The organism is Paenibacillus germinis, assembly GCF_013141785.1.
In the GTDB taxonomy this organism is placed as follows: domain Bacteria; phylum Bacillota; class Bacilli; order Paenibacillales; family NBRC-103111; genus Paenibacillus_E; species Paenibacillus_E phytorum.
In genome coordinates, this window is sequence record NZ_WHOC01000149.1 from 43,605 (window position 1) to 65,964 (window position 22,360).

Sequence of the window (22,360 nt, forward strand, 5' to 3'; positions counted from 1 at the left end):
TCTCTCCCTTAAGAGTTAACAAAATAATCTTTGTTAATATCGCTAACTGGTCTAGGCTCAGGGCTGAACATGGCCTCTGCCATCCGAATTGATTTTAGCAATGCTGTCGCTTTATTAACCGTCTCCTGGTATTCACTTTCAGGAACAGAATCCCATACAATACCGGCTCCGGCTTGCACATAGGCTTTGTCATTTTTGAAAATAATCGTACGGATCGTAATACAAGTGTCCAAATTCCCCGAAAATCCTAGATAACCAATCGCTCCGGCATAAGCACCGCGAGATTCTGGCTCCAGCTCAGCAATAATCTCCATAGCTCTCAGCTTCGGCGCTCCAGACACCGTCCCTGCAGGCATACAGGAAAGAAAAGCATCGAAGAAATCTTTGTCCTTTGCAATTTTACCAGAGACGTTAGAAACGATATGCATGACGTGTGAATACCGTTCAATGTCCATGAATGTATCGCACTTCACAGTTCCGAATTCCGATACACGCCCGATGTCATTGCGACCTAAGTCAACCAGCATCAAATGTTCAGCGCGTTCTTTCTCATCTGCGAGCAATTCTTTTTCCAGAGCAAGATCTTCTTCTGGCGTCTTCCCTCTAGGTCTTGTACCCGCAATTGGTCGCGTCTCTACCTTCTCTTCTTCAACGCGAACCAACAGCTCCGGCGATGTGCCAACGACTACTTCATCATCCATTTTGAGCACGTACATATAAGGAGATGGATTCATCGTTCGCAGTACGCGATACACTTGCAAAGGCGAAACTGTCGTTTCCATTTCAAAACGCTGTGACAACACAACTTGAAAAATATCACCGGCTCGAATGTATTCCTTCGCTTTATTCACGTTTGCAATGTATTTTTCTTTCGTGATGTTGGATCGAATATCGCCGAGATCCGGTTCGGACACAATCGGATTGTGAGTCATCGTCTCGGAGCTAAGCGGACGCTTGATCTTCTCGATTGTTGCATCGATTTTCTCACAAGTCGCATGATACGCTTTTACAATGTCAGCATCTGTTGCAAAAGGTTGTACGTGCACATTGGCAATCACTTTGATTTGTTGTTTGAAATGATCGAAAACAATGACTTGATCGCAGAACATGAATTGAATGTCATTCATTTGCAAATCATCAATTTGATGAGCTGGGAGATTTTCGTAGTATTGAAGCAGATCGTATCCGAAGAATCCGACAGCACCGCCTGTAAAACGCGGCAAGTCCGCAAGCTGAGGACTGGAGTAGGATCTCAGATAGGCTTTCAACACATCGATTGGCTTCTCGTCCAAAACCTTATTCTCGGATTGTGTTTCTACCATTGTTTTCCCATGCTTCGCTTTAATCATCAAGAAGGGATCGCTGCCGATAAAGGAATATCGGGCCCATTTCACGCCGCCCTCAACACTTTCTAAAAGGAACGCACGCGGTTCTTGGTAAAGATGTTGAAATACACGTATCGGGGTTTCAGTATCTGCTAATAAATGACGTACAACAGGAATGAGATTATAATCTTTAGCCAAACGAATAACTTCTTGAATTTCAGGTGTATACATGGAAACATCCCCTCTCAGCTTGTGAGCAACTCGTGATCTCAGTGGTGCTCAAAACTCTATTCGAATAACAAAAAAACCTCTACCGAAGTAGAGGTTGACTTTAGTACAGTAGAAGTTCAAGAAGAATATGATAAAAGAAGCCATGGCTATGTATGAACAAACAGACGCCCTCGAATAGAGTCGCACTTATCTTCACACAAACCTATGTTACCTTTTCTCATCTCAACTGGGCTAAGCTCTACTCAACTAAATGCTTCTCTACTTACCTAAACTCATCTAATCACACTATACTACCGTGTTGCTTCATTTGTCAATTTAACAATATCAGGTCGCAGCGCTTTAGCTTCCTTCAAGTAAATATGGTTGATCTCTGCTTGACTTTTGGTTGTGTTAACCTGCACCATTAATCGGATACACTTTGGCAATGAGTTCTCAACCGGAACTTCCAGTGAACACATTAGCGGGACAAGTTCCCAACCGATCATCGTGCGGATCGCCCGAGCCGGGAATGTAGCCGTAATATCCTCTGTTACTGTTATGAAAACGGAACAAATATCTTCAGGACGAAAATCATTCGCCTCTACAATTGCTGCAAGCAGTTCACCTGTTGCGGTTAAAATCTCCTGAGCCTCATTATGTTCAACCGTCGTCGCACCACGAATTCCCCTTAAGAACATCGGCTAACTCTCCCCTTTTAAAAGCTCAACAATTTGTCTGACTTGCTCTACCTTAACATCCTTACGAATTTCTACTTTACCGATTTCCGTCGGGATGATGTAGACCATTGTGCCTTCTTTGAATTTCTTATCGTGCATCATCGCGCCCAAGATACTATCCGTATCCAAATGAGAAGGAATGCTAACTGGCAATCCGTATTTCCCGAATAGCCCCTTCGTCACCGTATGGATGTCCTCGGCATAACCGAACTGCTGAGCTAACTTAGCAGCCCCCACCATACCGATTGCAATCGCTTCACCATGCAGCAGCTCGCCATAACCGGCGACAGCTTCCAAGGCGTGACCAATCGTATGGCCGAGATTCAAGATAGCGCGTAAATCATTCTCGCGCTCATCTTGGGATACTACGATAGACTTGACTTTACAACCTATGTAAAGCGCGTAACTGAGCGCTTCCGGGTTTAATGCCAGCAGCTTCTCCGCATTGTCGTCGCACCACTGCGTGAATTCAGCGTCCCAGATCAAGCCGTGCTTGATCACTTCCGAGAGGCCCGCCTTCACCTGGCGGGGCGGCAATGTTAGAAGCAAGTCGATGTCGAAGAGAACGAGCTCGGGCTGGTGGAACGCCCCGATGATGTTCTTCGCCATCGGATGGTTGACCGCGACCTTGCCGCCGACGGAACTGTCGTGGGCAAGGATCGTTGTCGGGATCTGCACGAAGCGGATCCCGCGCATGAAGCTCGCCGCAGCGAAGCCGGCGAGATCGCCGACCACGCCTCCTCCAAGGGCGACGATCGCCGAACTGCGATCGAGGCCCGCCTGGAGGGCGGCGGTGACTATTCCCTCGAGCTGCGCGAGGGATTTGGAGGTTTCGCCTGCGGGCACGACGCAGGCTGTGGCGGCGAAGCCGCCCTCACGGAGCAGCGTCAACACGCGCTCCAGGTGCAGCGGAGCCACCGCGTCATCGGTGACTACGAGTAAAGGCGATTTGCGGCTAAGCTTCGCCCGGTCAAATAGAGCCGTGATATCGTTAAGAATGCCTTGGCCGATATAAATAGGATAAGACCGTTCTCCAAGATCTACGGTGAGCTCTCTCATATTAGTAGCTCTCCACTTGGGCTAAGAAGTTGGTTAAGTTCGCACGAATTTCCTCGATCGAGTCGCCGCCGAATTTATCCAAGAAAGCATTCGCTACTTCCCAAGCAATTACGTTCTCCATAATCACGCCTGCTGCTGGAACCGCACAAGTATCCGAACGCTCTACTTGAGCTGAGATTACTTCCTTCGTATCAATATCAACGCTTTGCAGCGGCTTGTAGAGTGTCGAGATTGGTTTCATGACACCGCGCACAATAATTTGTTCGCCGGTTGTCATTCCGCCTTCGAACCCGCCTGCGCGATTTGTTCTGCGGCTAAAGCCATCTTCTTTCGTGTAAAGAATTTCGTCATGAACGTTAGATCCTCTTCGCTCTGCCGCTTCAAAACCGATTCCAAATTCAACACCTTTAAATGCTTGAATGGAAAGTACGGCTTGTGCAATTTTACCATCCAGCTTGCGATCCCATTGCACATGGCTGCCAAGTCCTACAGGCACACCTTCAATGATAACTTCAACGATTCCGCCAAGTGTATCGCCATCTTCCTTGGCCGCGTCGATTGCAGCAATCATTTGGGCTTCTGCTTCTTTATCAACGACACGTACTGGAGATTCTTCCGTTATCCGAATAAGCTCATCTAGTGGAAGTTCTTGACGCTTTGCTTCAACATCACCGATACGGATGACTTGGCCTGCCACTTTAATGCCGAACTCAGCTAATAATTGGCGTGCAACAGCTCCTGTTGCTACACGCATAGTTGTTTCACGTGCGCTTGAGCGCTCCAAGATGTTGCGCATATCTCTTTGATTATATTTAAGGCCGCCATTTAAATCTGCATGTCCTGGACGCGGACGATTTAAACGACGTTTGCCTTCATTATCTTCTTCAACCGGCTCAATCCCCATTACCGTTGTCCAGTGCTTCCAGTCGTTATTAACAACAACAAGCGCGATTGGAGCTCCTGTTGTTTTGCCATGGCGCACACCGCCTGCAATGGTCGCTGTATCTTTCTCAATCTGCATCCGACGACCGCGACCATACCCTTTTTGACGTCTATGTAATTGGAAGTTCAAATCTTCAAAGTTTAAAGTTACATTACTTGGAAACCCTTCAATTATCGCAGTGAGCTGTGGGCCGTGCGTTTCACCTGCTGTTAAATATCTCACAATCTGTTACCCCCTATGAGTTTTGCGAAGCATCAGCTTCGTAAGCATACACTTTTTGAGTATTACGATATCATACTAACATCGTAAGTATTAACTATAAAGATTTGCTTAGCAATACTAACTTCATAAGCATCCGCTTTTGAATGGTTGCTTTTATCAAACACTTTAGCGCTTTGACGCGCGATTATCTTTTGTCATTATAGTATAGGTACTCGGGTTTGGCAACAGCACAAACGCAAAAACACGCTTCGCACGTAAGGGATAATCCCCTTAGCGAGAGCGTGTCTACATCTAGTCATGAGCAAAGATTACCCGTGCATAGGCTGCTTTCGGACGACTCTTGGGAGTTCGGAGAGCTGTGGATCATTCATGAGTCCCACGATTTGTGAGGAATCGACTCCCAAAATCTGCGCACATTCCTGAATGGAGATCATTCCCCTACGATATGCGGTAATCACTTTGCGTTTGTCCATAATTGCCTCCTAAGAGTTATTGCCTTAGCAATAACTTGCATCGTAAGCGTTACTGAGATTTCCGTAGCGTGAAAACTTGCATGATAAGCATATGTTTCTGCTACATCTTAGTATTGGAAGATATGGAAGATCTTATACACCCTTTTTGCGATAAAAGAAAGTATCTGCTGGTTCTAGATCATATTGCCCTGGGGAGAAAATTTGCTCAGTAGAACCAACAAACAATAATCCACCTGGTTTCAGCGCTTTAGAAAATTTCTGGTAGAGGACATGTTTTGCTTCCTCCGTAAAATAAATGATCACATTGCGGCAAACGATGAGATCATATCCCATATCAAATGTATCGACAAGCAGGTTTTGCTTTTGAAATTTTATGGACTTTTTCAGATCGTCCGTAATATGGTACATCATTTGTTCTTGTCGAAAATATTTCTTCGCGTACTTTTCAGGCACATCTCGCAAAGAACGATCGAGGTAGACTGCTTTGCGTGCTTTTTCCAAGGCGCCATCATCAATATCCGTCGCGTGTAAATGAGCTTCATTAAGCGCTCCTTGTTCGGCCAAAATCATCGCTAGCGTATAAGGCTCTTCTCCCGTTGAACAAGCCGCACTCCATACTTTTAAGCGTCTGTTCTTCTTCAACATCTCGGGTACAAATTTCTGCTCAACGAGCTCCCAACGATTCGGATTCCTCCAAAACTCAGAGACATTAATCGTCATGCGATCCAAAAATTCATAGAATAGTTCTTTATCTTTCATCATCGCATCAAAAAAAGCGACGAACGTATTATAACCACGCTTCATCCGTAGAGTTGTTAGACGTCTTTTCATTTGCGCTTCTTTATAAAGAGCAAGATCAATGGACGTGTGTTCTTTTATTTTTTTAATAAATAACAAAAAATCTTGATCTTCCATGCTGTCCACCCACCTTGGTCAATTTCTGTTGAAAAGAAAGTATACGTTTTATACTTTTGCTTCGCTTCAACCTTGACAAACGCGCTCGTCCCTAGGGACGACGAAGTCGTTTATCCTGAAGTAACATACATTCTGTAAGCAAATACCAAAATCCTTTATAATACGACAAAAAAAAGAACCCGCATCCGATAAGATGTCAGGTTCTTTGATTTCTGTGAACTAGATCCATTGTTGAATGACTTTATTGTATTCAAAAAGCTCGTCCGATTTAAAGAAATTGCTAATTTCGCGCTCAGCGCTTTCAGGTGAATCCGAACCATGAATCAGGTTTAAATGCGTATGTACAGCAAAGTCACCGCGTATTGTTCCCGGAGCGGCTTCAAGAGTATTCGTTTTCCCAATCATCGTTCGGGATAGAGAAATGACTTGTTCCCCTTGCCACACCATCGCGAATACGGGTCCGGACGTAATAAACGTCACGAGTCTTTCGAAAAAATCTTTACCTTTATGCTCCGCATAGTGAAGTTCAGCTTGCTCCCTCGAAATAACAGTTAGCTTGCTGCCGATTAATTGAAAGCCCTTTTGTTCAAAGCGCTTTACTATTTCGCCTACAAGGCTGCGTTGTACGCCATCTGGTTTAACCATCAAGAATGTTTTTTCCATGTAAGGACTTCCTCCTTATAGTTTCCATAAGAAAACTTGTGCATAAACTTACTCAGGTACAATCTATGTATTCTCAACTAGTTTACACTTTTTGGCAGCTTTTCTCAAATCGAAGTACAATACATTAATAAGAACGATTTCCTATAAAATGTGCAATTTCAATGAGGTCTTTCTTAGCTTGAACATTTGGCAACTTATCTAGAGAAGCTATAGCCTTATCAAGATACTTCTGAGAAAGCACCTCAGCTTTATCTATGCCTTCACTGCCACGGATCATATCCAAGAATCGACTTACATCCGTTTGTCCATCCAGCTTATGTATACGGTCTAATTCAGACAAAATGAGCGGCTTCAAGGATGGATCCTGCATAGCGAGCAGGACAGGTAACGTTATGTTTCCTTGTTTGACATCGCTGCCCGGCGGTTTCCCTATTTGCTTTTCCGTACCGATTAAATCCAGAATATCATCCCGTATTTGAAACACCATACCTATGTTATAGCCAAAAGCATATAGCTTGCTGCTTATCCAGTCGGGTGTATCCGCCGCCATCGCCCCTAATTGGCATGAAATGGCAATTAGAAGTGCCGTTTTACGTCTAATCCGTAATAAATAATCTCGAATTGTTTGCTCTGATTGGAAAAAGAAACGAATTTGTTCCATTTCCCCAATTGACATCTCTACGATGGCTTTTGACATAATTTGATGGACTGCTGGCTTATGAATTTGGGTTATGACTCCTAAAGCTTTGGCAAAAATATAATCTCCAGTGAACATAGCAATCCGATTATCCCATTTGGATCGGACCGTCAATTGTCCACGTCTTGTGTTTGCATCGTCAATCACATCATCATGAACAAGCGATGCCATATGAATGAGCTCGAGCGGTACCGCGACATGCTTCATCGTTTGGAGCTGATAGCTCCCAAACTCACCTGAAAGCAGAACAAAGACGGGGCGAATCCGCTTCCCTCCCGCTTTCAGTAAGTGCATAGAAGTTTCTCGAAGCATCGCATGATCTGTATACACGCTTTCCTCGAGCTCTTTTTCAATTGCAGCTATATCCTTTTTCTTTCTTGTATAGATTTCCATTAAATTTTTCATTCCGTCACCCGTGCGTTCTTTTTCTCTGACCATAACCCAATGCTTACCGGCTTCGGCAGGAAACCAAGCTCATAGCAGTACTTGTAATACGTAGCAAGACCTTCCCACTGTTCCGATCCAAAATCATAACATAACGTATGAAAATAATGATGCCAATATTGAGATGTCCCACCAACCGTACTTTGTGCTTCGCGTATCATCTCTTCCGGATTTTGGTGTGCTTTGGCTTTACTAGCCATGAAGGCCTCAAAAGCCGCTGCAACTAATTCCGGATACTTCTGGGTTGTCTCCTTACGAATCGCCCATACGGCAAATGACATCCACTGTCCTGTCCATTTGGCCCATTCTTGCCCAAGATCCGTAATCATATACGTTTTATTGCGCCAACTTTCTTTAATCGCATCGTCTCCGATCAATAAAGCCCCGTCCGCTTTCTCCATCATCTCTTCTAAATTGGGTTTCGCATATTCATAAGTCGGATTCCCATTATAAAATTTTTGGAGAATGACTTTGAGTAAATTCACCGACGTAGCTGAGGTAGTTGGCAGCACAATATGACCATTCGCAATTTCGCGTAACGGCTTTTCATGGAACAACAGAATGGAATTCACTTCTCCATAGGCGCTAACAGAAAGATCCGGGTAGAGCACATAATTTTCAAAGGATTCTCCGTAAGCAAAGGAAGAAATGGGCCCCATATCGATGTTCCCATCAGCCATCTCTTGATTAAGTGAGGTAGGGACTTGTTCAATAATGTCAACCTCTGAGCTATTCATAAGTTCGGGAAAGTAATAGTAAATCGGCCAAACGTTTGTGTAATTAATCCGGCCAATTCGTATTTTAGGGTTTAGGTTGCTCATTGTTATCTCCCCATCTTCGGTACAAGGAATGTTCAATGTCCATGCTATCCAGCACTTTACCCACCAAAAAATCGACCATCTCATCGATTGAGCGCGGACGATTATAAAAGGCCGGCATAGCCGGAAGCATGCGTACGCCCATTCTCGACAAGGTTAACATGTTCTCCAAATGTATGGCGTGTAAAGGCGTTTCCCTTGGAACCAGGATTAATTTTCTTCCTTCTTTGAGCATCACATCCGCTGTTCGCTCCAATAAATTATCTGATGAACCATGAGCGATCCCTGATAAAGTTCCCATTGAGCAAGGAATAACAACCATGCCCTTGGTCCGAAAAGATCCACTTGCAACGGTTGCCCCAATATCAGCAATTGGATGATAGTTGAAGGAACCTGCGCGTCCGCCAAAATGTTCCAGCAGCATATCTTGGCGTTTGCTTACGTTCCAATCCAATTCATCATGCAGCACTCTCCAGCCTGCATCCGTAACGATTAGATGTACACTTAAACCTTGATCCAGCATTACTTGGCAGAGCCGTACGCCATAGATAGCACCACTAGCTCCAGTGATTCCTACTACCCAGTTGCCGCTCATGAATGTTGACTCACTATCACATCAAGTAACGTGAAGGCAAACATCACTAAGCTCAGTACACCGTTCATTGTGAAAAACGCAGTGTTTAATTTGGATAAGTCTTGCGGTGAGACAAGTCGATGTTCTTTATACAAAATAAAATAAGCGATAACGAGGCCAATTAAATAGAACCAGCTCAAATGTGTAATGAAAAACAAAGTGACTAAACCAACAGCTGTGAGTACATGCAGGACACGAGCTGTATTCAAGGCAGCCTTAATCCCGAATCGACTTGGTAAGGAATGCAGACCTTCATTCCGATCAAACTCGGCATCTTGACAGGCATAAATCAGATCGAAACCTGCGCTCCAACATACTACCGTCAAGTAAAAAATGATAGAAGACCATGTAAATTGACCGGTTACGGCAACCCAGCCCCCAAGTGGAGCTAGTCCTAATGTCAAACCTAAGACAAAGTGGCAAGTCCAAGTAAATCTTTTGGTGTACGAGTAAAAGACAAGAAAAAACACTGCAATAGGCAGCAGTTTCATGGATAAAGAGCTTAAATTAGAGGTTGCCCAGAAAAGCATTGCAAACGAAATAATAATATAAATAATAACCTGCTGAATGGAGATTAGCCCCGCGGGAATGGCTCGATTCTCCGTCCTTGGATTTCTTTTATCAATGGCTTTATCAATCACGCGATTCAAGGCCATCGCTGCTGTTCTCGCCCCAACCATGGCTAGTGTTATCCAACCGATCTGAGCCCAGCTAGGCAAATGTCCATTTAATACGACTGAGCCTAGAATTGCTCCCATGAAAGCAAATGGTAATGCAAACACACTGTGTTCAAATTTAATCATTTCTAAAAATATTTTCAATTTAGTAAACATATGCTGACTACACTCCTGATTTCGTTTTCCCCTTGGTACCCATATGCAAAGCTGCAACCCCGCCTGTTAATGGGTGCGCCTGTACATGTTCCAATCCTTGGTTCGTAAAAATAGCTGCTAACTGTTTATGATCCGGAAAATGGATTAATGATTCCGGCAGCCACTTGTACTGCTCGTACTTCTTTACAATTAGCTTGCCCAAAAAAGGCAGTACACGTTGAAAATAAAAATAATAAATAGACTTGAATGGCTGCCAAGTTGGTTTAGAGAGCTCTAAAGACACAACTAGCCCTCCTGGCTTAACGACACGCTGCATTTCACGGATGACTTGCTCCAAATCGGGAACATTACGAAGAGCAAATCCGATCGTTGCGTAATCAAACGTATTGTCGTCAAACGGAAGACTCATCGCATTACCTTGAATTAGCTGAATCTGCTGATCCAAGTGAAGCTGCTTGATTTTCTCTGCACCATAATCCAGCATGTTTTGGCTAAAATCCAGCCCCACCATCTTACCGTTTCCACTCGCTTGGGCAAGACTGATCGTCCAATCGCAGGTACCACAGCACAGGTCAATCGCAGTCTCCCCGGGCTTCACGTTCATTTTCTTCATAGTGAATTTGCGCCATGCTTTATGCCTACGGAAGCTTAGGATACTGTTCATAAGATCATATTTGGGTGCAATACTTTCAAAGACAGAGTGAACGAACTCTTCTTTGGTTTTGGTTGTTTTCGTGTTGCTATTTGTTTTTGTCATATTCATCTTTGATGTCACCTCAAATTTCTTCTAGCACTTTGGGCTGCTTTGCTGAGAATCGAAGAAACGGCTCTCCAATGTGAAACAGTTCACTTATTAGTTTATCCGATTCAAGCTGCTGTACTTTGGACTGTAGTTGCTTGGTGTGGGAGTCCAGCATCTGATAAAGCTGTGAAGTAATATTATATTTATGAATGAGTGTACGAAGTCTGGCTTGATCGGATTCTTCTGCATGCAGCTGCTTCCGTTCTTCTTTCGTACCATGCTGCAGAATATGCCAGAATCCCCAGCTGTCTCTGAAATTCGCCGCAGATTCGACGCGGAAAATTTCTTCAAATATAACCTCACACCTTGCATAACTTCTCAGAATATCAGGCCATGCTTGATCATAGACCTCAGACATAAATTCAGAGAAAGACAAAAACAGCTGAGATTTAATTTCCACGGTTAGGTGGATGTAATCTTCTGCCGTCAATTTCAATTGCTTCATTTTCATGTAAATGTTCATCTTGAGACGGTTGACTTCACAGATTGCGTTTGACAACTGTTTAATCATCTCGATCTGGCCTGCCTGAGCTAGGAGATTGTAAAAGCGGGAACTGAAATAATCCCCAGCAAGAACTTTTAGCTGCCTTGATCTTGCCGCCTTTTTCTCTTTCACATCATTGGAAGCTGTAACCAAATCGTGGGTATCGAGCGCTAGTTGAACAAGCGACGTAGCTAGCGTATACAACTCGCTCGAAGAACTAAACTTACTGTTTCCGTTCAAGAATGCAAACAACAGACGTGTGCGAAGCTCCGGGAAATCGGGCAAGTCTGTGTGAATTTGAATCATATCATACTCTGTGTATTGCTTAGCGATCTCTGGGATCCGATAAGAATTCATGCAAAAGCCTCCGTAACCGTGTGCCAAATCATTTATGTTCAAAACATGCTCAATTCAAGTCATTATATCATAACACGTACATAGAAGCACAATTAATTATAAGGGATATCTTTGCTGCCATTTAGAAGTGTATGTGATACGAAAACGGTTTTGTAATTGCTGCTCAAGTTGAATAAGGCTGAGCTCATTCGCATTCTTCTCCATATCCTTCCCATTTTCACGCTGTGCAACCATAGCCAGCACAAGCTGTGTAGAAGTTGAATCTGTGACACCCGAATAATCAATGACACGAACCCATATTTGATTTACATTTTTCGTTTTCGTGATCATCGTTTGTGCGATTGTGTACAAATCTCGATAGACGGCTGCAGAATCCGCGTTTTTCGGTAAGCTCAAATCAAGCGACATGCGGGAGTTGCTCAGCTCGACTTTGCGAATCCGCAGCTGAAGTGGCACTTGCACCAGTAAATCTACCATATTATTATCTGTGAGCTCCCCTGCGCGATTGCTTGACCAATTATAAGGCGAGCCTAACCCCGTGGATCGATCCATCTTTGGAAGTAAAGATAAACAAACGACCATAATAATAGATAGACCTAACGTCATCACAATACGCATCGACCACTTCATCTAACAAGCACCTCCTACACTTTGCAAGCACAAAACGAATTGACTAAGCTTTCGATAGTTCCAAGCCCTATACACCATTCTACAAAGAAAAAAAGCAGGCTATGCCTGCTTTAACAATTATAATTATTCTTCTGTGTCAATCGTACCGTACTTGGTCATAATAAGCGCCTTGCCTCTAACCTTTACTGCGGATGTATGCTCTGTGAACTGAGCAATCATGACTTCGCCCTTGTCCAGCTTTTCTGTATGATGAAAGCGAGTATCTTGACCACGAGTTAGACCGATAACATGTACACCATTATCCTTGGCTTTAACAACGAAATATTCATTGCCGTTCGTATTCGGATTATTTGATTTATTCGATTGTTCCATTTCCATCCTCCGTTCTTGCCCTAAACTACAATCCTATACTTCATCATGCCAAAAAAAGCATTGGGAAGTCAACCAGTCTCAAACTGTTAGTTCATTGGATGCTGCTTTCGTTCCTTTTTGGTAAAATTTCTTAAATGTGGTTGGCAGCATGTTTTTGGATCCTAAGCGAATGAGAAAATCTGATAGCTTGACTGTGCCATAAGCAAATAGCATACCAGCGAATACATCAATCAGCCAATGAATTTGTAAGTACAGGGTTGAGAAAATGATTGCCGCGCAGTATGTGACCATCATCGTTTTGAATATACGGTCCTTTTCTCGCAGGGCGAGAAGAAGCATAGCAAAAGAGATAGATGTATGCATACTAGGGAAACAGTTCATTGTAGCGACAAGCAAAGAATTCTCATCCGCAAAAACTCGGTGTAATAAATCAGGCTGCTTATTCACATACCAAACTTCACGTAACAAAATTAAATTGTAGAAGGGCAAAATAAGTGGGAATTGCAGCATGTGACCCGATAATGCATAAGAAAGCATCTTTTTGATACTGCGTGTCCAGAAGCTCCGCACAATGCAGATCCACAAAGATAAAACAAAGCCGTAATTATAAATCCAAACCATCGCTTTATCTAGAAAAGGAGATGCAATCCATCTCGCCCATCCACCCGTATTCAGCGGAATTGCGTTCATATAATCATCCCAATGCCACGGATGTCTGTTATTTTCAAACATCCAATTGGCGACTCTCCACCAGAAACCATTTCCCGTCCCGTAGAAGTAATAAAATACTCCAAGTAATGGAATACCAAATAGGAAGAATCGTCTCCAATCCACGTCAACTTGGTCTTTGCGGACACCTAGCAAACATATTAACAACAGGATCCAACATTCCTTACTCCAGTTCCCGACCGTGCCAATGCGCCAAACCAAGTAAATAGAAGCGATAATGCCAAACATCGTCCAATCTTGCGATTTCACGAGCGCGTTCAGTTTCAACTTATACAAGACCGTTCCCCCTAAATCTTCTAAGAAGTTCTATCTGTTTTGGAACAAGCCTCTTCATGAGAAAAAGACATCGGACTTTCGATGTCTTTTTCATAATCGGAGTAACACGATTCGAACGTGCGACCTCACCCACCCCAAGGGTGCGCGCTACCAGGCTGCGCCATACCCCGTTTGTAGCTTAGGTTTACTTATTCACTTTTGTAATTATAGTAGGAGATTTTGGAATTGTAAAGGCATTTTCTATCAGCAATAAAGAAAGCCGCGACAGCTATTAGCGGTCACGGCTTTGTTGTTATATAACGTTCAATAGTATGTAAAACGCGATTATTGAATGCCATCTTTAAGTGCTTTACCAGGTTTGAAAGCTGGAATTTTGCTTGCTGGAATTTCGATCTCATCACCAGTCTGTGGATTACGTCCTTTACGAGCAGAACGTTCACGAACTTCAAAGTTACCGAATCCAACTAGTTGTACTTTATCTCCGCCTTGCAGCGCTTCGGAAATTGCATCAAAAACAGCATCAACTGCTTTAGTTGCATCTTTCTTGGAAAGCTCAGAGGTTTCAGCAACCTTGTTAATCAATTCAGATTTATTCATGCCATTCACCTCCCCCCAAGATTTCTCACTTCCGTTACTTCCTGTTTTCACCGTTTCTTCAGAAAATATACATTATCCAATAAAAATCGTTGATTTTCTTAGTAAAAATGAACTTCGAAAGCAGACGAATAAATTTATAGTAATACACTCCGACAGCAATTTCAAGTATCGCTTTCCAATTTATGTGGGTATTTCGGCTATTAAACGACAAAAAACACTCTTTTGAGTGTTTTTTGTCTACATATTTACAAGATTATTGCAATTAAACCGCCAGATCCTTCGTTAATAATTCGGCCAAGCGTCTCTTGCAGTTTATAACGAGCATTGTCCGGCATCTGGGCAAGTTTCCCTTGAATCCCCTCACGAACGATAGAATGAAGCGATCTTCCGAATATATCAGACTCCCAAATTTTAAGCGGATTATCTTCGAAATCCTGCATGAGATAGCGGACAAGTTCTTCACTTTGCTTCTCCGTACCGATAATCGGTGAGAATTCCGACTCTACATCCACACGAATCATATGAATAGACGGCGCTGTAGCCCGTAAACGGACACCGAACCTAGATCCTTGACGGATTAACTCCGGCTCATCCAAAGCCATCTCAGCGAGCGTCGGAGGCGCTATGCCGTAGCCTGTCGTTTTCACCATTTCGAGCGCCTCGGCGAATTGATCATATTCTCGTTTCGCATGTGTGAAGTCCTGCATTAACTGAAGCAGATGATCTTTGCCGCGAATTTCTACCCCGACAACTTCGACCAGAATGCGGTCGTATAACTCATCAGGCGCAAACAGGTCGATCTCCGCTACACCTTGCCCCATATTAAGTCCAGCCAAAGCGGCTTTATCAATGAACTCATATTCGGCGAATTGACTGACGACACGATCAACGTCGCGCAAACGTCTAATATCTTGAACCGTATCACGTACGGAAGCTTCGAATTGAGTCCGCAGCCAATGATTCTCATCCAGAACCATCACCCAGCTTGGTAAGTTCACGTTCACTTCATGAACAGGGAACTCGTAGAGCACTTCACGCAGCACAGAGACCATTTCTTCTTCGCCTGCGCTCGCTACACTCATCGTCACAACAGGGACGTCGTAGCGGCTTTGCAGCTCGCTTCGCAGCTCAAGCGCAGGTTCACTATTCGGTTTCTGTGAATTAATGATGACAATGAAAGGTTTGCCTACTTCTTTTAGCTCATTAATGACTCTTTCCTCTGCCAACACGTACGAAGACCTCGGAATATCAGAAATCGTACCATCGGTAGTTACAACAACACCGAGTGTCGAATGTTCCTGAATGACCTTACGTGTTCCAATTTCAGCTGCTTCCTGGAATGGAATCGGTTCATCGAACCAAGGTGTATTGATCATCCGCGGTCCGTTCTCGTCTTCATAGCCTTTGGCGCCATCGACTGCGTAACCTACACAATCAACAAGGCGAACATTCACATTCAGCCCTTCGGCCACCGAAATTTGGACCGCCGTATTCGGTACGAATTTCGGCTCCGTTGTCATAATCGTGCGGCCAGCAGCGCTCTGCGGGAGTTCATCGGTAGCCCGGATCCTATCCGCTTCACTTTGAATGTTTGGAAGCACTACAGATTCCACAAAACGCTTAATAAAGGTTGATTTTCCTGTCCGGACTGCTCCAACAACCCCCAGGTAAATGTCCCCTCCCGTTCGTTCTGCAATGTCCTTAAAGATATCCACTTTCTCCAAGAGAATCCCTCCTACAGTTTGGTCGTCAACTGACTCTTGTGACGGTAACAATTGACTACTCGTACATTCATTTGGACTAGTAAGAAATATATGTACTTTCGATAGAAATATGATAGATGCGTATAATCTTTTTTTTGCCGCTCATATTTTATGAAGCACATACGGCTTTCCTTATAGAACCATATTTAGTGGACCTTTGACGCTAGATCAAAGTCTCACCACATTGAAAAAATATATGATTGACTTGTATGGGTTATTCTGAAAATCTAAAAAAACCTCTTACAGATTTCTGTAAGAGGTTGCGTCTATTGTTTATTCTGAGGCATTGGCTGATTATTTTGCCATAAATACGGGTAGCTGCGTATAGGTACGAAATAAGATTTATTCACGAGAATCTCTCGCAAATCCTGATCGGACTTCAATGTGCTTTCTAACGAATTGCTTTGGATTAGCTGCATAATGTCAATTGCATAATCAATCGCTACATCACCCGTTCGCTTGTTCACCAAATAGGTTATGAAATTTTTGCGATTGTAAACGGACTTGATCTCGGGAGATTTCATGCCAAGCTTATCAAAATCAACATAATTAAAAGCTTCATTAATAGCAATCCCCGGAGGCAGGTTACCATCATGCTTCACCTTATAATCATTGATCTTTTTCTGGACATCCTCCACACTTTGATAAGCAGATAAATCCATCAACTTAACCATTGGCTTTGTTTCCACATCGACCAACACGTAGATAAAAATGCCGCCGCTTTCGAACGCGTTTGCCGGAACTGTACTCAACAGATTGGTTTTTTTCAATTTACCAAAATCAATCACGTATTTCTCATAGAGGGGCGTAGTCATATCACTATTCTTGATCGGAAGAACGCCGTTCTTTTCGTGGTAGAGATCAATGGCCTGCTGAACAACAGTAATGAACTCAGCCGGGTTAATTTGATTCTCTTTACGCATTTCCTTCGGGTAAGCACAACCACTGAGCAGCAGGACTATACAAAGAGTGATACCTACCCATCTACCATGTAAAAGGTTTCGAGCTAATTTCACGACACAATCATCCTATCTTTTTTCTAAAATAAATCGTCTTCCTCTGCTTGCCTCGCAAGTTGAGCACGTATGGCGGCCTTAAGAGGATCTTCTGGCACCGTTACCTGTACGCAGCCAATCATTACACGGGCCTGACAAGCAAGTCGATAGCCCTCGTCAGCCTGGGTGCCAAGCTTTAACCGTTCATTCACATTCATAGGTGCAAGACCACTTGGATCACTAACCTTCACTTTACACATAAGGCAAGCCGACTTGCCATCGCAACGTGTACGTATGTGAACCTTAGCTTTACGCCCTGCATCGAGCAAGGTCGTTCCTGGTCGAACACTTATTTTTTTGTCATCGGGCCAAAAATGTACTTCTGATCCATTCATCGAGTCCACCTTCTGATAAGCAATCTTCCTGCTATTTGCTTGAATCTATCAACCGCTCCAGTTTCCGCTCAAACTCGCTTCCCCAGCGATTTCTTTGCATTAAATCGCTTAACGCCTGCATATGCAGCTCTGGAAAAGCTATCATGGTTTTCGCAATAGCTTCATAACGATCAGGACGATTGCGAAGCAAATTAAAGAGGAGTTCATGGGCTAACGGCATCATTCTAACTTCCTGTTCGTCGATCGTGACCGATTGGCTATGATTTTCCCAAAGATACGTAGCTTCCACGTGGTAAGTAGAGTGCAGAGCATTAACTCTGAAATCACCAACGACTTCCACCGCATTTCCATCGATCATATAATGACTTAGGATTGATGCATAAATAGGGGTTTCACTATAAATCGGTGCATCCACCGAATAATCTACTAAGGAAGAATGTATAGCAGTTACATCGTTGTCATCTACATAGATGTCCAGATCTCTTGGACTTCTTCCAATATCTACGTTTTGTAAAAGCAGTCCGCAGCTTCCACCGATGAGCCATCGTACATCTGGAACTTGCAATAATTGAGTATGGATGGTTGTAATCGTTGGTAGTAACGGCTCCAGCAGGACCAAGATGCCCACACCTTTCAGGCAGAAATTTTAGAAATAAGGCTTATGTGTAACGGAAATATTTCCGGATTGCTTCACTACACACTGGCAAGCTAACCGATAACCCTGCTCGATCTCCTCAGGCTCCAAACGGCTCTCTTCTTCATCCGAAGGCAATGACAGCAGTTCCCGGCCTGATGCTACATAACAACGGCATCTGGCGCAAGTACCTCGTGTACACGAAAATCCCCAATCCAAATCTTCTTTGAGCGCGTGGTCCAGAATCGTTAATCCGGTAACCGGCTCTATCGTTTTCTGCGTTTTGCGTGTTTTTAATTCTAACATCAATATCTCGCCTCCAGGTTGCTAAAACAAAGATAGCAGCATGTAAAGTAAAATCGGAATAAATAGGAAAAAAGCAATCACGGATAACACAATACGAAGAACTCCTGTGGTTCGAGTCCTTGCGTAAGAAATTAATAATGACGCGACTACCATGAGTCCGATCGCCACGAATGATGCCCACATTTTGTCTAAACTTGACATAATCTTAACTCCTTATGTATGAAACATTCAAATTGATCACCAGTAAGTATATCATAGGATGAGAAAAAAAGCATAAAGGGGAACGATCTCCCCTTCATGCTTTTTATTTCTTACCCATCATCATGTTCATTAATTGCTGCATATTGTTGGAATCCAGTTTACTGCTTTTGACCGCTTGAACGATATCATTGATGGTTTCTTCTGATACCTTCACGTTCACTAAACCAGAAACTTGTTTGATGAGTTGGCGAAGTTGAGCTTCACTTTGCAGGGTAGAAGGTTTCACACCGCTGGCCAGTTTCTCAATATCTTTAGATGTAACGGATTTACCCGTTTTCTTTTTCACCACATTTAATACGTCTTTCGAGATATCCTTATTCGACAAATGTGCCGCCTCCCTATACCTTTGGATGACTGGATCTTCTAAGGTATAGTATGAATGCGGATAGGATGTGGTGTAGGCTACTTCAATACATTTGTTACTGAGCCGCTGGCAACCTCTTCAATCTCATGGGTTCTGACGCGCCCCATCAGATCTTGTGCAGCTAGCTGAGGCGACTTCCCATCGAAGAGAACGTTGTATAGCTCATCTGTAATCGGCATGGTTACGTCAAATCTCCGGGACAACTCATAGGCAGCTTTCGTAGTCTTCACGCCTTCTACGACCATCCCCATCTCTTCAAGAACCTCGCCCAGGGGGATACCATTTGCTAATTTATTGCCAGCACGCCAATTCCTGCTATGCTGACTCGTACAAGTCACGATCAGATCGCCAATCCCTGCTAAGCCGGAAAATGTAAGCGGATTAGCTCCCATTGCCGTGCCTAGACGAGCAATCTCGGCCAAACCTCTCGTCATTAGAGCAGCCTTTGCATTATCACCAAAGCCTAGACCATCTGTCAGACCTGCACCTAGCGCAATAATATTCTTAAGCGCCCCTCCAACCTCAACACCGGCAACATCCGGATTCGTATAGACGCGGAAGTAGGAATTAATGAGCAAATCCTGTGCGGATTCAGCCGCTTCCAGGTCCTGGGCAGCGACTACGACAGTCGTCGGACATTTACGAATAACTTCCTCGGCATGACTTGGCCCAGAAAGTACGACGAGACGCTTGGGATCTATTTCTGGAAGCTCATCAGTAAGAACCTCAGTCATACGCTTTAGTGTTCCTGTTTCAAAGCCTTTGGTCGCATGAACCACTAAAGTATCCTTCTTCAAAAAAGGGCGCATACGTGACGCTACTTCGCGCATGCCAGATGAAGGTACGACCATAATGATCGCATCTGCATCCTCTACTGCTTCTTGCAGCGAGTTTGTCGCTACGATTAGCGGTGATAGCTCCACATCTTGAAGAAAACGGCTGTTCCGATGCTTCTCATTTATTTCCTTAACCTGATCCTCATTACGAGACCATAAAAGCACTTGTTTCCCATTATCCGCCAGTACCGAGGCAAGTGCCGTCCCCCAACTTCCAGCGACTAGGACCGAAACTTTGTTTGACAAGGTTACCCCTCCTAAAAGTTTTCATAAGAAAACTGGCTTCGTAAGCGTTGCTGAGTTTTCGTAGAAAACTTGCATCGTGAGATTTGCTAAGCCCTTTTCTGACCCAGCTTGTTCTCTTTACCTTGAATAAGCTTCACAATATTCGTGCGATGACGCATAAAAGCAAATGCACACAGCAAAATGCTAATCCACAAAATTGGCAAAGGTCGGTCCATCCCCCAAATTAAAAAAGGTAAAAGTGCAGTTAGAATAAGGGAACCGAGCGATACGAATCTAGTGACCGCAATGATGACGATTGCTGTTAACCCAGCAATTAACGTTGGAATGAAGCAAAGCGTGGCCATAACACCGATGGTGGTTGCGATACCTTTACCACCTCGGAAGCCGAAGTAAACGGGCCAATTATGCCCGACGATGGCTGCTAGCCCACATAATACACGAATCCAGATGTCATCGGGTCCGGGAGCTGCCCATGTTCCAATCCACACAGCAGCAACTCCCTTCAAGGCATCGAGCAAAAGAACTAAGATGGCAGGTCCCTTACCCAGAACACGGAGCGTATTTGTCGCTCCCGCATTGCCACTCCCATGTTTGCGGATATCAATGCCTTTGAACCATTTTCCGAATAAATAACTAAAGCTTATGGAGCCTAATAAATAACCCGCTACAATTGTTATTATCGAAAGCAATGCACAACATCTCCTATTCTTTGTCCGATGATTTCCTACGGCTTAAGATACGAATCGGGGTTCCTTCAAATCCGAAGGCAGCACGAATCTTGTTATCCAAGTACCGTTCATATGAAAAGTGCATGAGCTCAGGCTCATTCACGAAGAGCACAAAGACAGGAGGCTTAACTGCTACTTGTGTCACATAGTTAATACGCAGGCGTTTACCTTTATCCGTAGGAGGCGGATTGTAGGCTACAGCATCCGAAACAACATCATTAAGAAGATGTGTTTGTACACGAAGAGCATGGTTCTCAGCAACTTGAACAATGACAGGCAACAGCTTATGCAAGCGCTGCGTCGTTTTGGCTGAAACAAACACAATTGGAGCGTAGCTTAGGAACAAGAAATGATCGCGAATGGTTTGCGTAAAATGCTGCATCGTTTTATCATCTTTATCAACGATATCCCATTTATTTACGACAATCACTATCGCTTTTCCTGCTTCATGCGCATAACCGGCAATATGCTTGTCCTGATCGATAATGCCTTCTTGACCGTCGATAACGACGAGCACAACATCAGCACGCTCAATCGCTTTCATAGCACGCATGACACTATATTTCTCCGTGTTCTCGTAGACTTTACCTCGCTTACGCATTCCCGCCGTATCAATAATAACAAACTTTTGTCCATCCCGTTCAAATGGGGTATCGATCGCATCGCGCGTCGTTCCTGCCACATCGCTTACGATTACCCTTTCTTCTCCAAGAATAGCATTCGTCATCGAAGATTTCCCGACATTTGGGCGACCGATCAACGCGAATTTCACAACTTCTTCGCCGTATTCATCATCTTTTTTGTCAGGGAACAAGTTGCAAACAACTTCAAGTAAATCACCGATCCCGATACCATGGGAACCTGAAATGCCGACTGGATCGCCGAAGCCTAAAGAATAGAACTCATAAATATCATCTTGACGCGCAAGGTTATCTACTTTGTTAACAGCAAGTACGATCGGTTTTTTGGAGCGGAATAACAATTGGGCAACTTCTTCATCCGAAGGTGTTACGCCCGCTTTGGCATCCACCATAAAAACAATGACATCCGCCTCTTCAATAGCAAGCTCCGCTTGAATTCGAACAGATTTGAGGATTGCATCCTCCCCATCAATTTCAATACCGCCTGTATCAATGACGCTGAATGACGTATTGAGCCATTCTCCTACGCCATATAATCGATCACGTGTAACCCCCGGTTTATCTTCTACAATCGCAAGACGATCGCCTACGATCCGATTGAAAATGGTGGATTTGCCGACATTTGGTCGGCCAACAATTGCAAGTACAGGTCTAGCCACTACTCATTCACTCCTTCGAATTCCATGATCAGCCATGGAAAAATACGCAACTTACATCATAACAAAAAAGACACGACTTGGCTAATCTCTTTTGAGACTCCGCAAGATATCATGCGGGCACACCAGCTATTTCAGGTATGCTTGACCAAAATCATCGTGCCATTTTTCAAATCGTGAGCATTAGCATCCAATATCTTTTCTAGAGAGAAAGAGACCTTTTGAAGCTCATCTTCCTTATCCACAACGAAGATTGGAGCACCTCCGCCTATTCGTTCCTTCGTCAAGGTTACAATAGCAAGGATTTGCGACATC

Annotated in this window: 28 protein-coding genes and 1 tRNA gene; all 29 read right to left on the reverse strand. The window is 43.9% G+C overall.

Annotated features, from left to right (window positions below; all coding sequences use genetic code 11):
• Positions 1–8: 8 nt before the first annotated feature.
• Positions 9–1,556: an anthranilate synthase component I gene (gene trpE / locus GC102_RS27505; RefSeq protein WP_171692362.1), complete on the reverse strand. Its 1,548-nt coding sequence runs from the start codon at positions 1,554–1,556 to the stop codon at positions 9–11.
• A 290-nt stretch (positions 1,557–1,846) separates the two neighbouring features.
• Positions 1,847–2,233, reverse strand: a complete 387-nt coding sequence (aroH, locus tag GC102_RS27510) for a chorismate mutase (protein ID WP_047674202.1) — start codon at positions 2,231–2,233, stop codon at positions 1,847–1,849.
• Between the two features lie 3 nt (positions 2,234–2,236).
• Positions 2,237–3,331 (reverse strand): 3-dehydroquinate synthase, encoded by a 1,095-nt coding sequence (gene aroB / locus GC102_RS27515; protein WP_171692363.1) that lies wholly within the window; start codon positions 3,329–3,331, stop codon positions 2,237–2,239.
• Between the two features lies 1 nt (position 3,332).
• Positions 3,333–4,496, reverse strand: a complete 1,164-nt coding sequence (aroC, locus tag GC102_RS27520) for a chorismate synthase (protein WP_171692364.1) — start codon at positions 4,494–4,496, stop codon at positions 3,333–3,335.
• A gap of 308 nt (positions 4,497–4,804) precedes the next feature.
• A complete protein-coding gene (locus GC102_RS27525; RefSeq protein ID WP_171692365.1) occupies positions 4,805–4,969 on the reverse strand; it encodes a hypothetical protein in 165 nt (54 codons plus the stop codon).
• A gap of 132 nt (positions 4,970–5,101) precedes the next feature.
• Complete coding sequence (locus GC102_RS27530) at positions 5,102–5,884, reverse strand: CheR family methyltransferase (RefSeq protein WP_171692366.1); 783 nt, start codon at positions 5,882–5,884, stop codon at positions 5,102–5,104.
• Between the two features lie 219 nt (positions 5,885–6,103).
• Positions 6,104–6,547 (reverse strand): nucleoside-diphosphate kinase, encoded by a 444-nt coding sequence (ndk, locus tag GC102_RS27535; protein WP_171692367.1) that lies wholly within the window; start codon positions 6,545–6,547, stop codon positions 6,104–6,106.
• Between the two features lie 124 nt (positions 6,548–6,671).
• Complete coding sequence (locus GC102_RS27540; RefSeq protein WP_246321152.1) at positions 6,672–7,649, reverse strand: polyprenyl synthetase family protein; 978 nt, start codon at positions 7,647–7,649, stop codon at positions 6,672–6,674.
• Positions 7,646–8,509, reverse strand: a complete 864-nt coding sequence (locus GC102_RS27545; protein ID WP_171692369.1) for a menaquinone biosynthetic enzyme MqnA/MqnD family protein — start codon at positions 8,507–8,509, stop codon at positions 7,646–7,648. The genes GC102_RS27540 and GC102_RS27545 overlap by 4 nt, the downstream gene beginning before the upstream one ends.
• Entirely contained in the window at positions 8,490–9,101 is a 612-nt protein-coding gene (locus GC102_RS27550; RefSeq protein WP_171692370.1) for a UbiX family flavin prenyltransferase, read from the reverse strand. The genes GC102_RS27545 and GC102_RS27550 overlap by 20 nt, the downstream gene beginning before the upstream one ends.
• Positions 9,098–9,973: a UbiA-like polyprenyltransferase gene (locus tag GC102_RS27555; RefSeq protein WP_171643387.1), complete on the reverse strand. Its 876-nt coding sequence runs from the start codon at positions 9,971–9,973 to the stop codon at positions 9,098–9,100. Before GC102_RS27555 ends, GC102_RS27550 begins: the two co-directional genes overlap by 4 nt.
• Positions 9,974–9,980: 7 nt before the next feature.
• Complete coding sequence (locus GC102_RS27560; protein WP_171692532.1) at positions 9,981–10,730, reverse strand: demethylmenaquinone methyltransferase; 750 nt, start codon at positions 10,728–10,730, stop codon at positions 9,981–9,983.
• A gap of 19 nt (positions 10,731–10,749) precedes the next feature.
• Entirely contained in the window at positions 10,750–11,616 is an 867-nt protein-coding gene (locus tag GC102_RS27565) for a heptaprenyl diphosphate synthase component 1 (protein ID WP_171692371.1), read from the reverse strand.
• A gap of 96 nt (positions 11,617–11,712) precedes the next feature.
• A complete protein-coding gene (locus GC102_RS27570) occupies positions 11,713–12,246 on the reverse strand; it encodes a hypothetical protein (RefSeq protein WP_171643389.1) in 534 nt (177 codons plus the stop codon).
• Positions 12,247–12,369: 123 nt separating this feature from the next.
• The gene (mtrB, locus tag GC102_RS27575) at positions 12,370–12,618 is read right to left on the reverse strand and encodes a trp RNA-binding attenuation protein MtrB (protein ID WP_171643390.1); all 249 of its coding nucleotides are present in this window, start codon (positions 12,616–12,618) and stop codon (positions 12,370–12,372) included.
• Positions 12,619–12,696: 78 nt separating this feature from the next.
• Positions 12,697–13,623: a phosphatase PAP2 family protein gene (locus GC102_RS27580; protein WP_246321153.1), complete on the reverse strand. Its 927-nt coding sequence runs from the start codon at positions 13,621–13,623 to the stop codon at positions 12,697–12,699.
• A gap of 96 nt (positions 13,624–13,719) precedes the next feature.
• Positions 13,720–13,793: transfer RNA gene (locus GC102_RS27585), tRNA-Pro, on the reverse strand.
• Positions 13,794–13,947: 154 nt separating this feature from the next.
• Complete coding sequence (gene hbs / locus GC102_RS27590) at positions 13,948–14,220, reverse strand: non-specific DNA-binding protein Hbs (protein ID WP_029193008.1); 273 nt, start codon at positions 14,218–14,220, stop codon at positions 13,948–13,950.
• Between the two features lie 245 nt (positions 14,221–14,465).
• Positions 14,466–15,944 (reverse strand): stage IV sporulation protein A, encoded by a 1,479-nt coding sequence (gene spoIVA, locus GC102_RS27595; RefSeq protein WP_056614411.1) that lies wholly within the window; start codon positions 15,942–15,944, stop codon positions 14,466–14,468.
• A 305-nt stretch (positions 15,945–16,249) separates the two neighbouring features.
• Positions 16,250–16,999: a YphF family lipoprotein gene (locus GC102_RS27600; RefSeq protein ID WP_312883386.1), complete on the reverse strand. Its 750-nt coding sequence runs from the start codon at positions 16,997–16,999 to the stop codon at positions 16,250–16,252.
• A gap of 23 nt (positions 17,000–17,022) precedes the next feature.
• Positions 17,023–17,373 (reverse strand): 2Fe-2S iron-sulfur cluster-binding protein, encoded by a 351-nt coding sequence (locus tag GC102_RS27605; protein ID WP_171692372.1) that lies wholly within the window; start codon positions 17,371–17,373, stop codon positions 17,023–17,025.
• Between the two features lie 31 nt (positions 17,374–17,404).
• The gene (locus tag GC102_RS27610) at positions 17,405–17,992 is read right to left on the reverse strand and encodes a nucleotidyltransferase family protein (protein ID WP_171692373.1); all 588 of its coding nucleotides are present in this window, start codon (positions 17,990–17,992) and stop codon (positions 17,405–17,407) included.
• A gap of 27 nt (positions 17,993–18,019) precedes the next feature.
• The gene (locus GC102_RS27615; protein WP_171692374.1) at positions 18,020–18,313 is read right to left on the reverse strand and encodes a 2Fe-2S iron-sulfur cluster-binding protein; all 294 of its coding nucleotides are present in this window, start codon (positions 18,311–18,313) and stop codon (positions 18,020–18,022) included.
• 21 nt (positions 18,314–18,334) lie between these two features.
• On the reverse strand, positions 18,335–18,514 hold the full coding sequence (locus GC102_RS27620) for a DUF2768 family protein (RefSeq protein WP_171692375.1): 180 nt from the start codon (positions 18,512–18,514) through the stop codon (positions 18,335–18,337).
• A gap of 103 nt (positions 18,515–18,617) precedes the next feature.
• Positions 18,618–18,899: a stage VI sporulation protein F gene (locus GC102_RS27625; RefSeq protein WP_171692376.1), complete on the reverse strand. Its 282-nt coding sequence runs from the start codon at positions 18,897–18,899 to the stop codon at positions 18,618–18,620.
• Positions 18,900–18,976: 77 nt separating this feature from the next.
• Positions 18,977–20,020, reverse strand: a complete 1,044-nt coding sequence (locus GC102_RS27630) for an NAD(P)H-dependent glycerol-3-phosphate dehydrogenase (RefSeq protein WP_171692377.1) — start codon at positions 20,018–20,020, stop codon at positions 18,977–18,979.
• An 86-nt stretch (positions 20,021–20,106) separates the two neighbouring features.
• The gene (gene plsY / locus GC102_RS27635) at positions 20,107–20,709 is read right to left on the reverse strand and encodes a glycerol-3-phosphate 1-O-acyltransferase PlsY (RefSeq protein WP_171643396.1); all 603 of its coding nucleotides are present in this window, start codon (positions 20,707–20,709) and stop codon (positions 20,107–20,109) included.
• 13 nt (positions 20,710–20,722) lie between these two features.
• Positions 20,723–22,048: a ribosome biogenesis GTPase Der gene (der, locus tag GC102_RS27640; RefSeq protein ID WP_171692378.1), complete on the reverse strand. Its 1,326-nt coding sequence runs from the start codon at positions 22,046–22,048 to the stop codon at positions 20,723–20,725.
• Between the two features lie 131 nt (positions 22,049–22,179).
• Positions 22,180–22,359 carry a capping complex subunit for YIEGIA gene (locus GC102_RS27645; protein ID WP_171643398.1) on the reverse strand — a complete coding sequence of 60 codons (180 nt, stop codon included), beginning with the start codon at positions 22,357–22,359 and terminating at the stop codon, positions 22,180–22,182.
• Between the last annotated feature and the right edge of the window lies 1 nt (position 22,360).

Bases quoted from the DNA above. Each gene is read 5' to 3' on its own strand.
- trpE (WP_171692362.1), bottom strand. From the start codon at position 1,556: ATGTATACACCTGAAATTCAAGAAGTTATTCGTTTGGCTAAAGATTAT.
- aroH (WP_047674202.1), bottom strand. From the start codon at position 2,233: ATGTTCTTAAGGGGAATTCGTGGTGCGACGACGGTTGAACATAATGAG.
- aroB (WP_171692363.1), bottom strand. From the start codon at position 3,331: ATGAGAGAGCTCACCGTAGATCTTGGAGAACGGTCTTATCCTATTTAT.
- GC102_RS27525 (WP_171692365.1), bottom strand. From the start codon at position 4,969: ATGGACAAACGCAAAGTGATTACCGCATATCGTAGGGGAATGATCTCC.
- GC102_RS27530 (WP_171692366.1), bottom strand. From the start codon at position 5,884: ATGGAAGATCAAGATTTTTTGTTATTTATTAAAAAAATAAAAGAACAC.
- ndk (WP_171692367.1), bottom strand. From the start codon at position 6,547: ATGGAAAAAACATTCTTGATGGTTAAACCAGATGGCGTACAACGCAGC.
- GC102_RS27540 (WP_246321152.1), bottom strand. From the start codon at position 7,649: ATGAAAAATTTAATGGAAATCTATACAAGAAAGAAAAAGGATATAGCT.
- GC102_RS27545 (WP_171692369.1), bottom strand. From the start codon at position 8,509: ATGAGCAACCTAAACCCTAAAATACGAATTGGCCGGATTAATTACACA.
- GC102_RS27550 (WP_171692370.1), bottom strand. From the start codon at position 9,101: ATGAGCGGCAACTGGGTAGTAGGAATCACTGGAGCTAGTGGTGCTATC.
- GC102_RS27555 (WP_171643387.1), bottom strand. From the start codon at position 9,973: ATGTTTACTAAATTGAAAATATTTTTAGAAATGATTAAATTTGAACAC.
- GC102_RS27560 (WP_171692532.1), bottom strand. From the start codon at position 10,730: ATGACAAAAACAAATAGCAACACGAAAACAACCAAAACCAAAGAAGAG.
- GC102_RS27565 (WP_171692371.1), bottom strand. From the start codon at position 11,616: ATGAATTCTTATCGGATCCCAGAGATCGCTAAGCAATACACAGAGTAT.
- GC102_RS27570 (WP_171643389.1), bottom strand. From the start codon at position 12,246: ATGAAGTGGTCGATGCGTATTGTGATGACGTTAGGTCTATCTATTATT.
- mtrB (WP_171643390.1), bottom strand. From the start codon at position 12,618: ATGGAACAATCGAATAAATCAAATAATCCGAATACGAACGGCAATGAA.
- hbs (WP_029193008.1), bottom strand. From the start codon at position 14,220: ATGAATAAATCTGAATTGATTAACAAGGTTGCTGAAACCTCTGAGCTT.
- GC102_RS27605 (WP_171692372.1), bottom strand. From the start codon at position 17,373: ATGAATGGATCAGAAGTACATTTTTGGCCCGATGACAAAAAAATAAGT.
- GC102_RS27615 (WP_171692374.1), bottom strand. From the start codon at position 18,313: ATGTTAGAATTAAAAACACGCAAAACGCAGAAAACGATAGAGCCGGTT.
- GC102_RS27620 (WP_171692375.1), bottom strand. From the start codon at position 18,514: ATGTCAAGTTTAGACAAAATGTGGGCATCATTCGTGGCGATCGGACTC.
- GC102_RS27645 (WP_171643398.1), bottom strand. From the start codon at position 22,359: ATGTCGCAAATCCTTGCTATTGTAACCTTGACGAAGGAACGAATAGGC.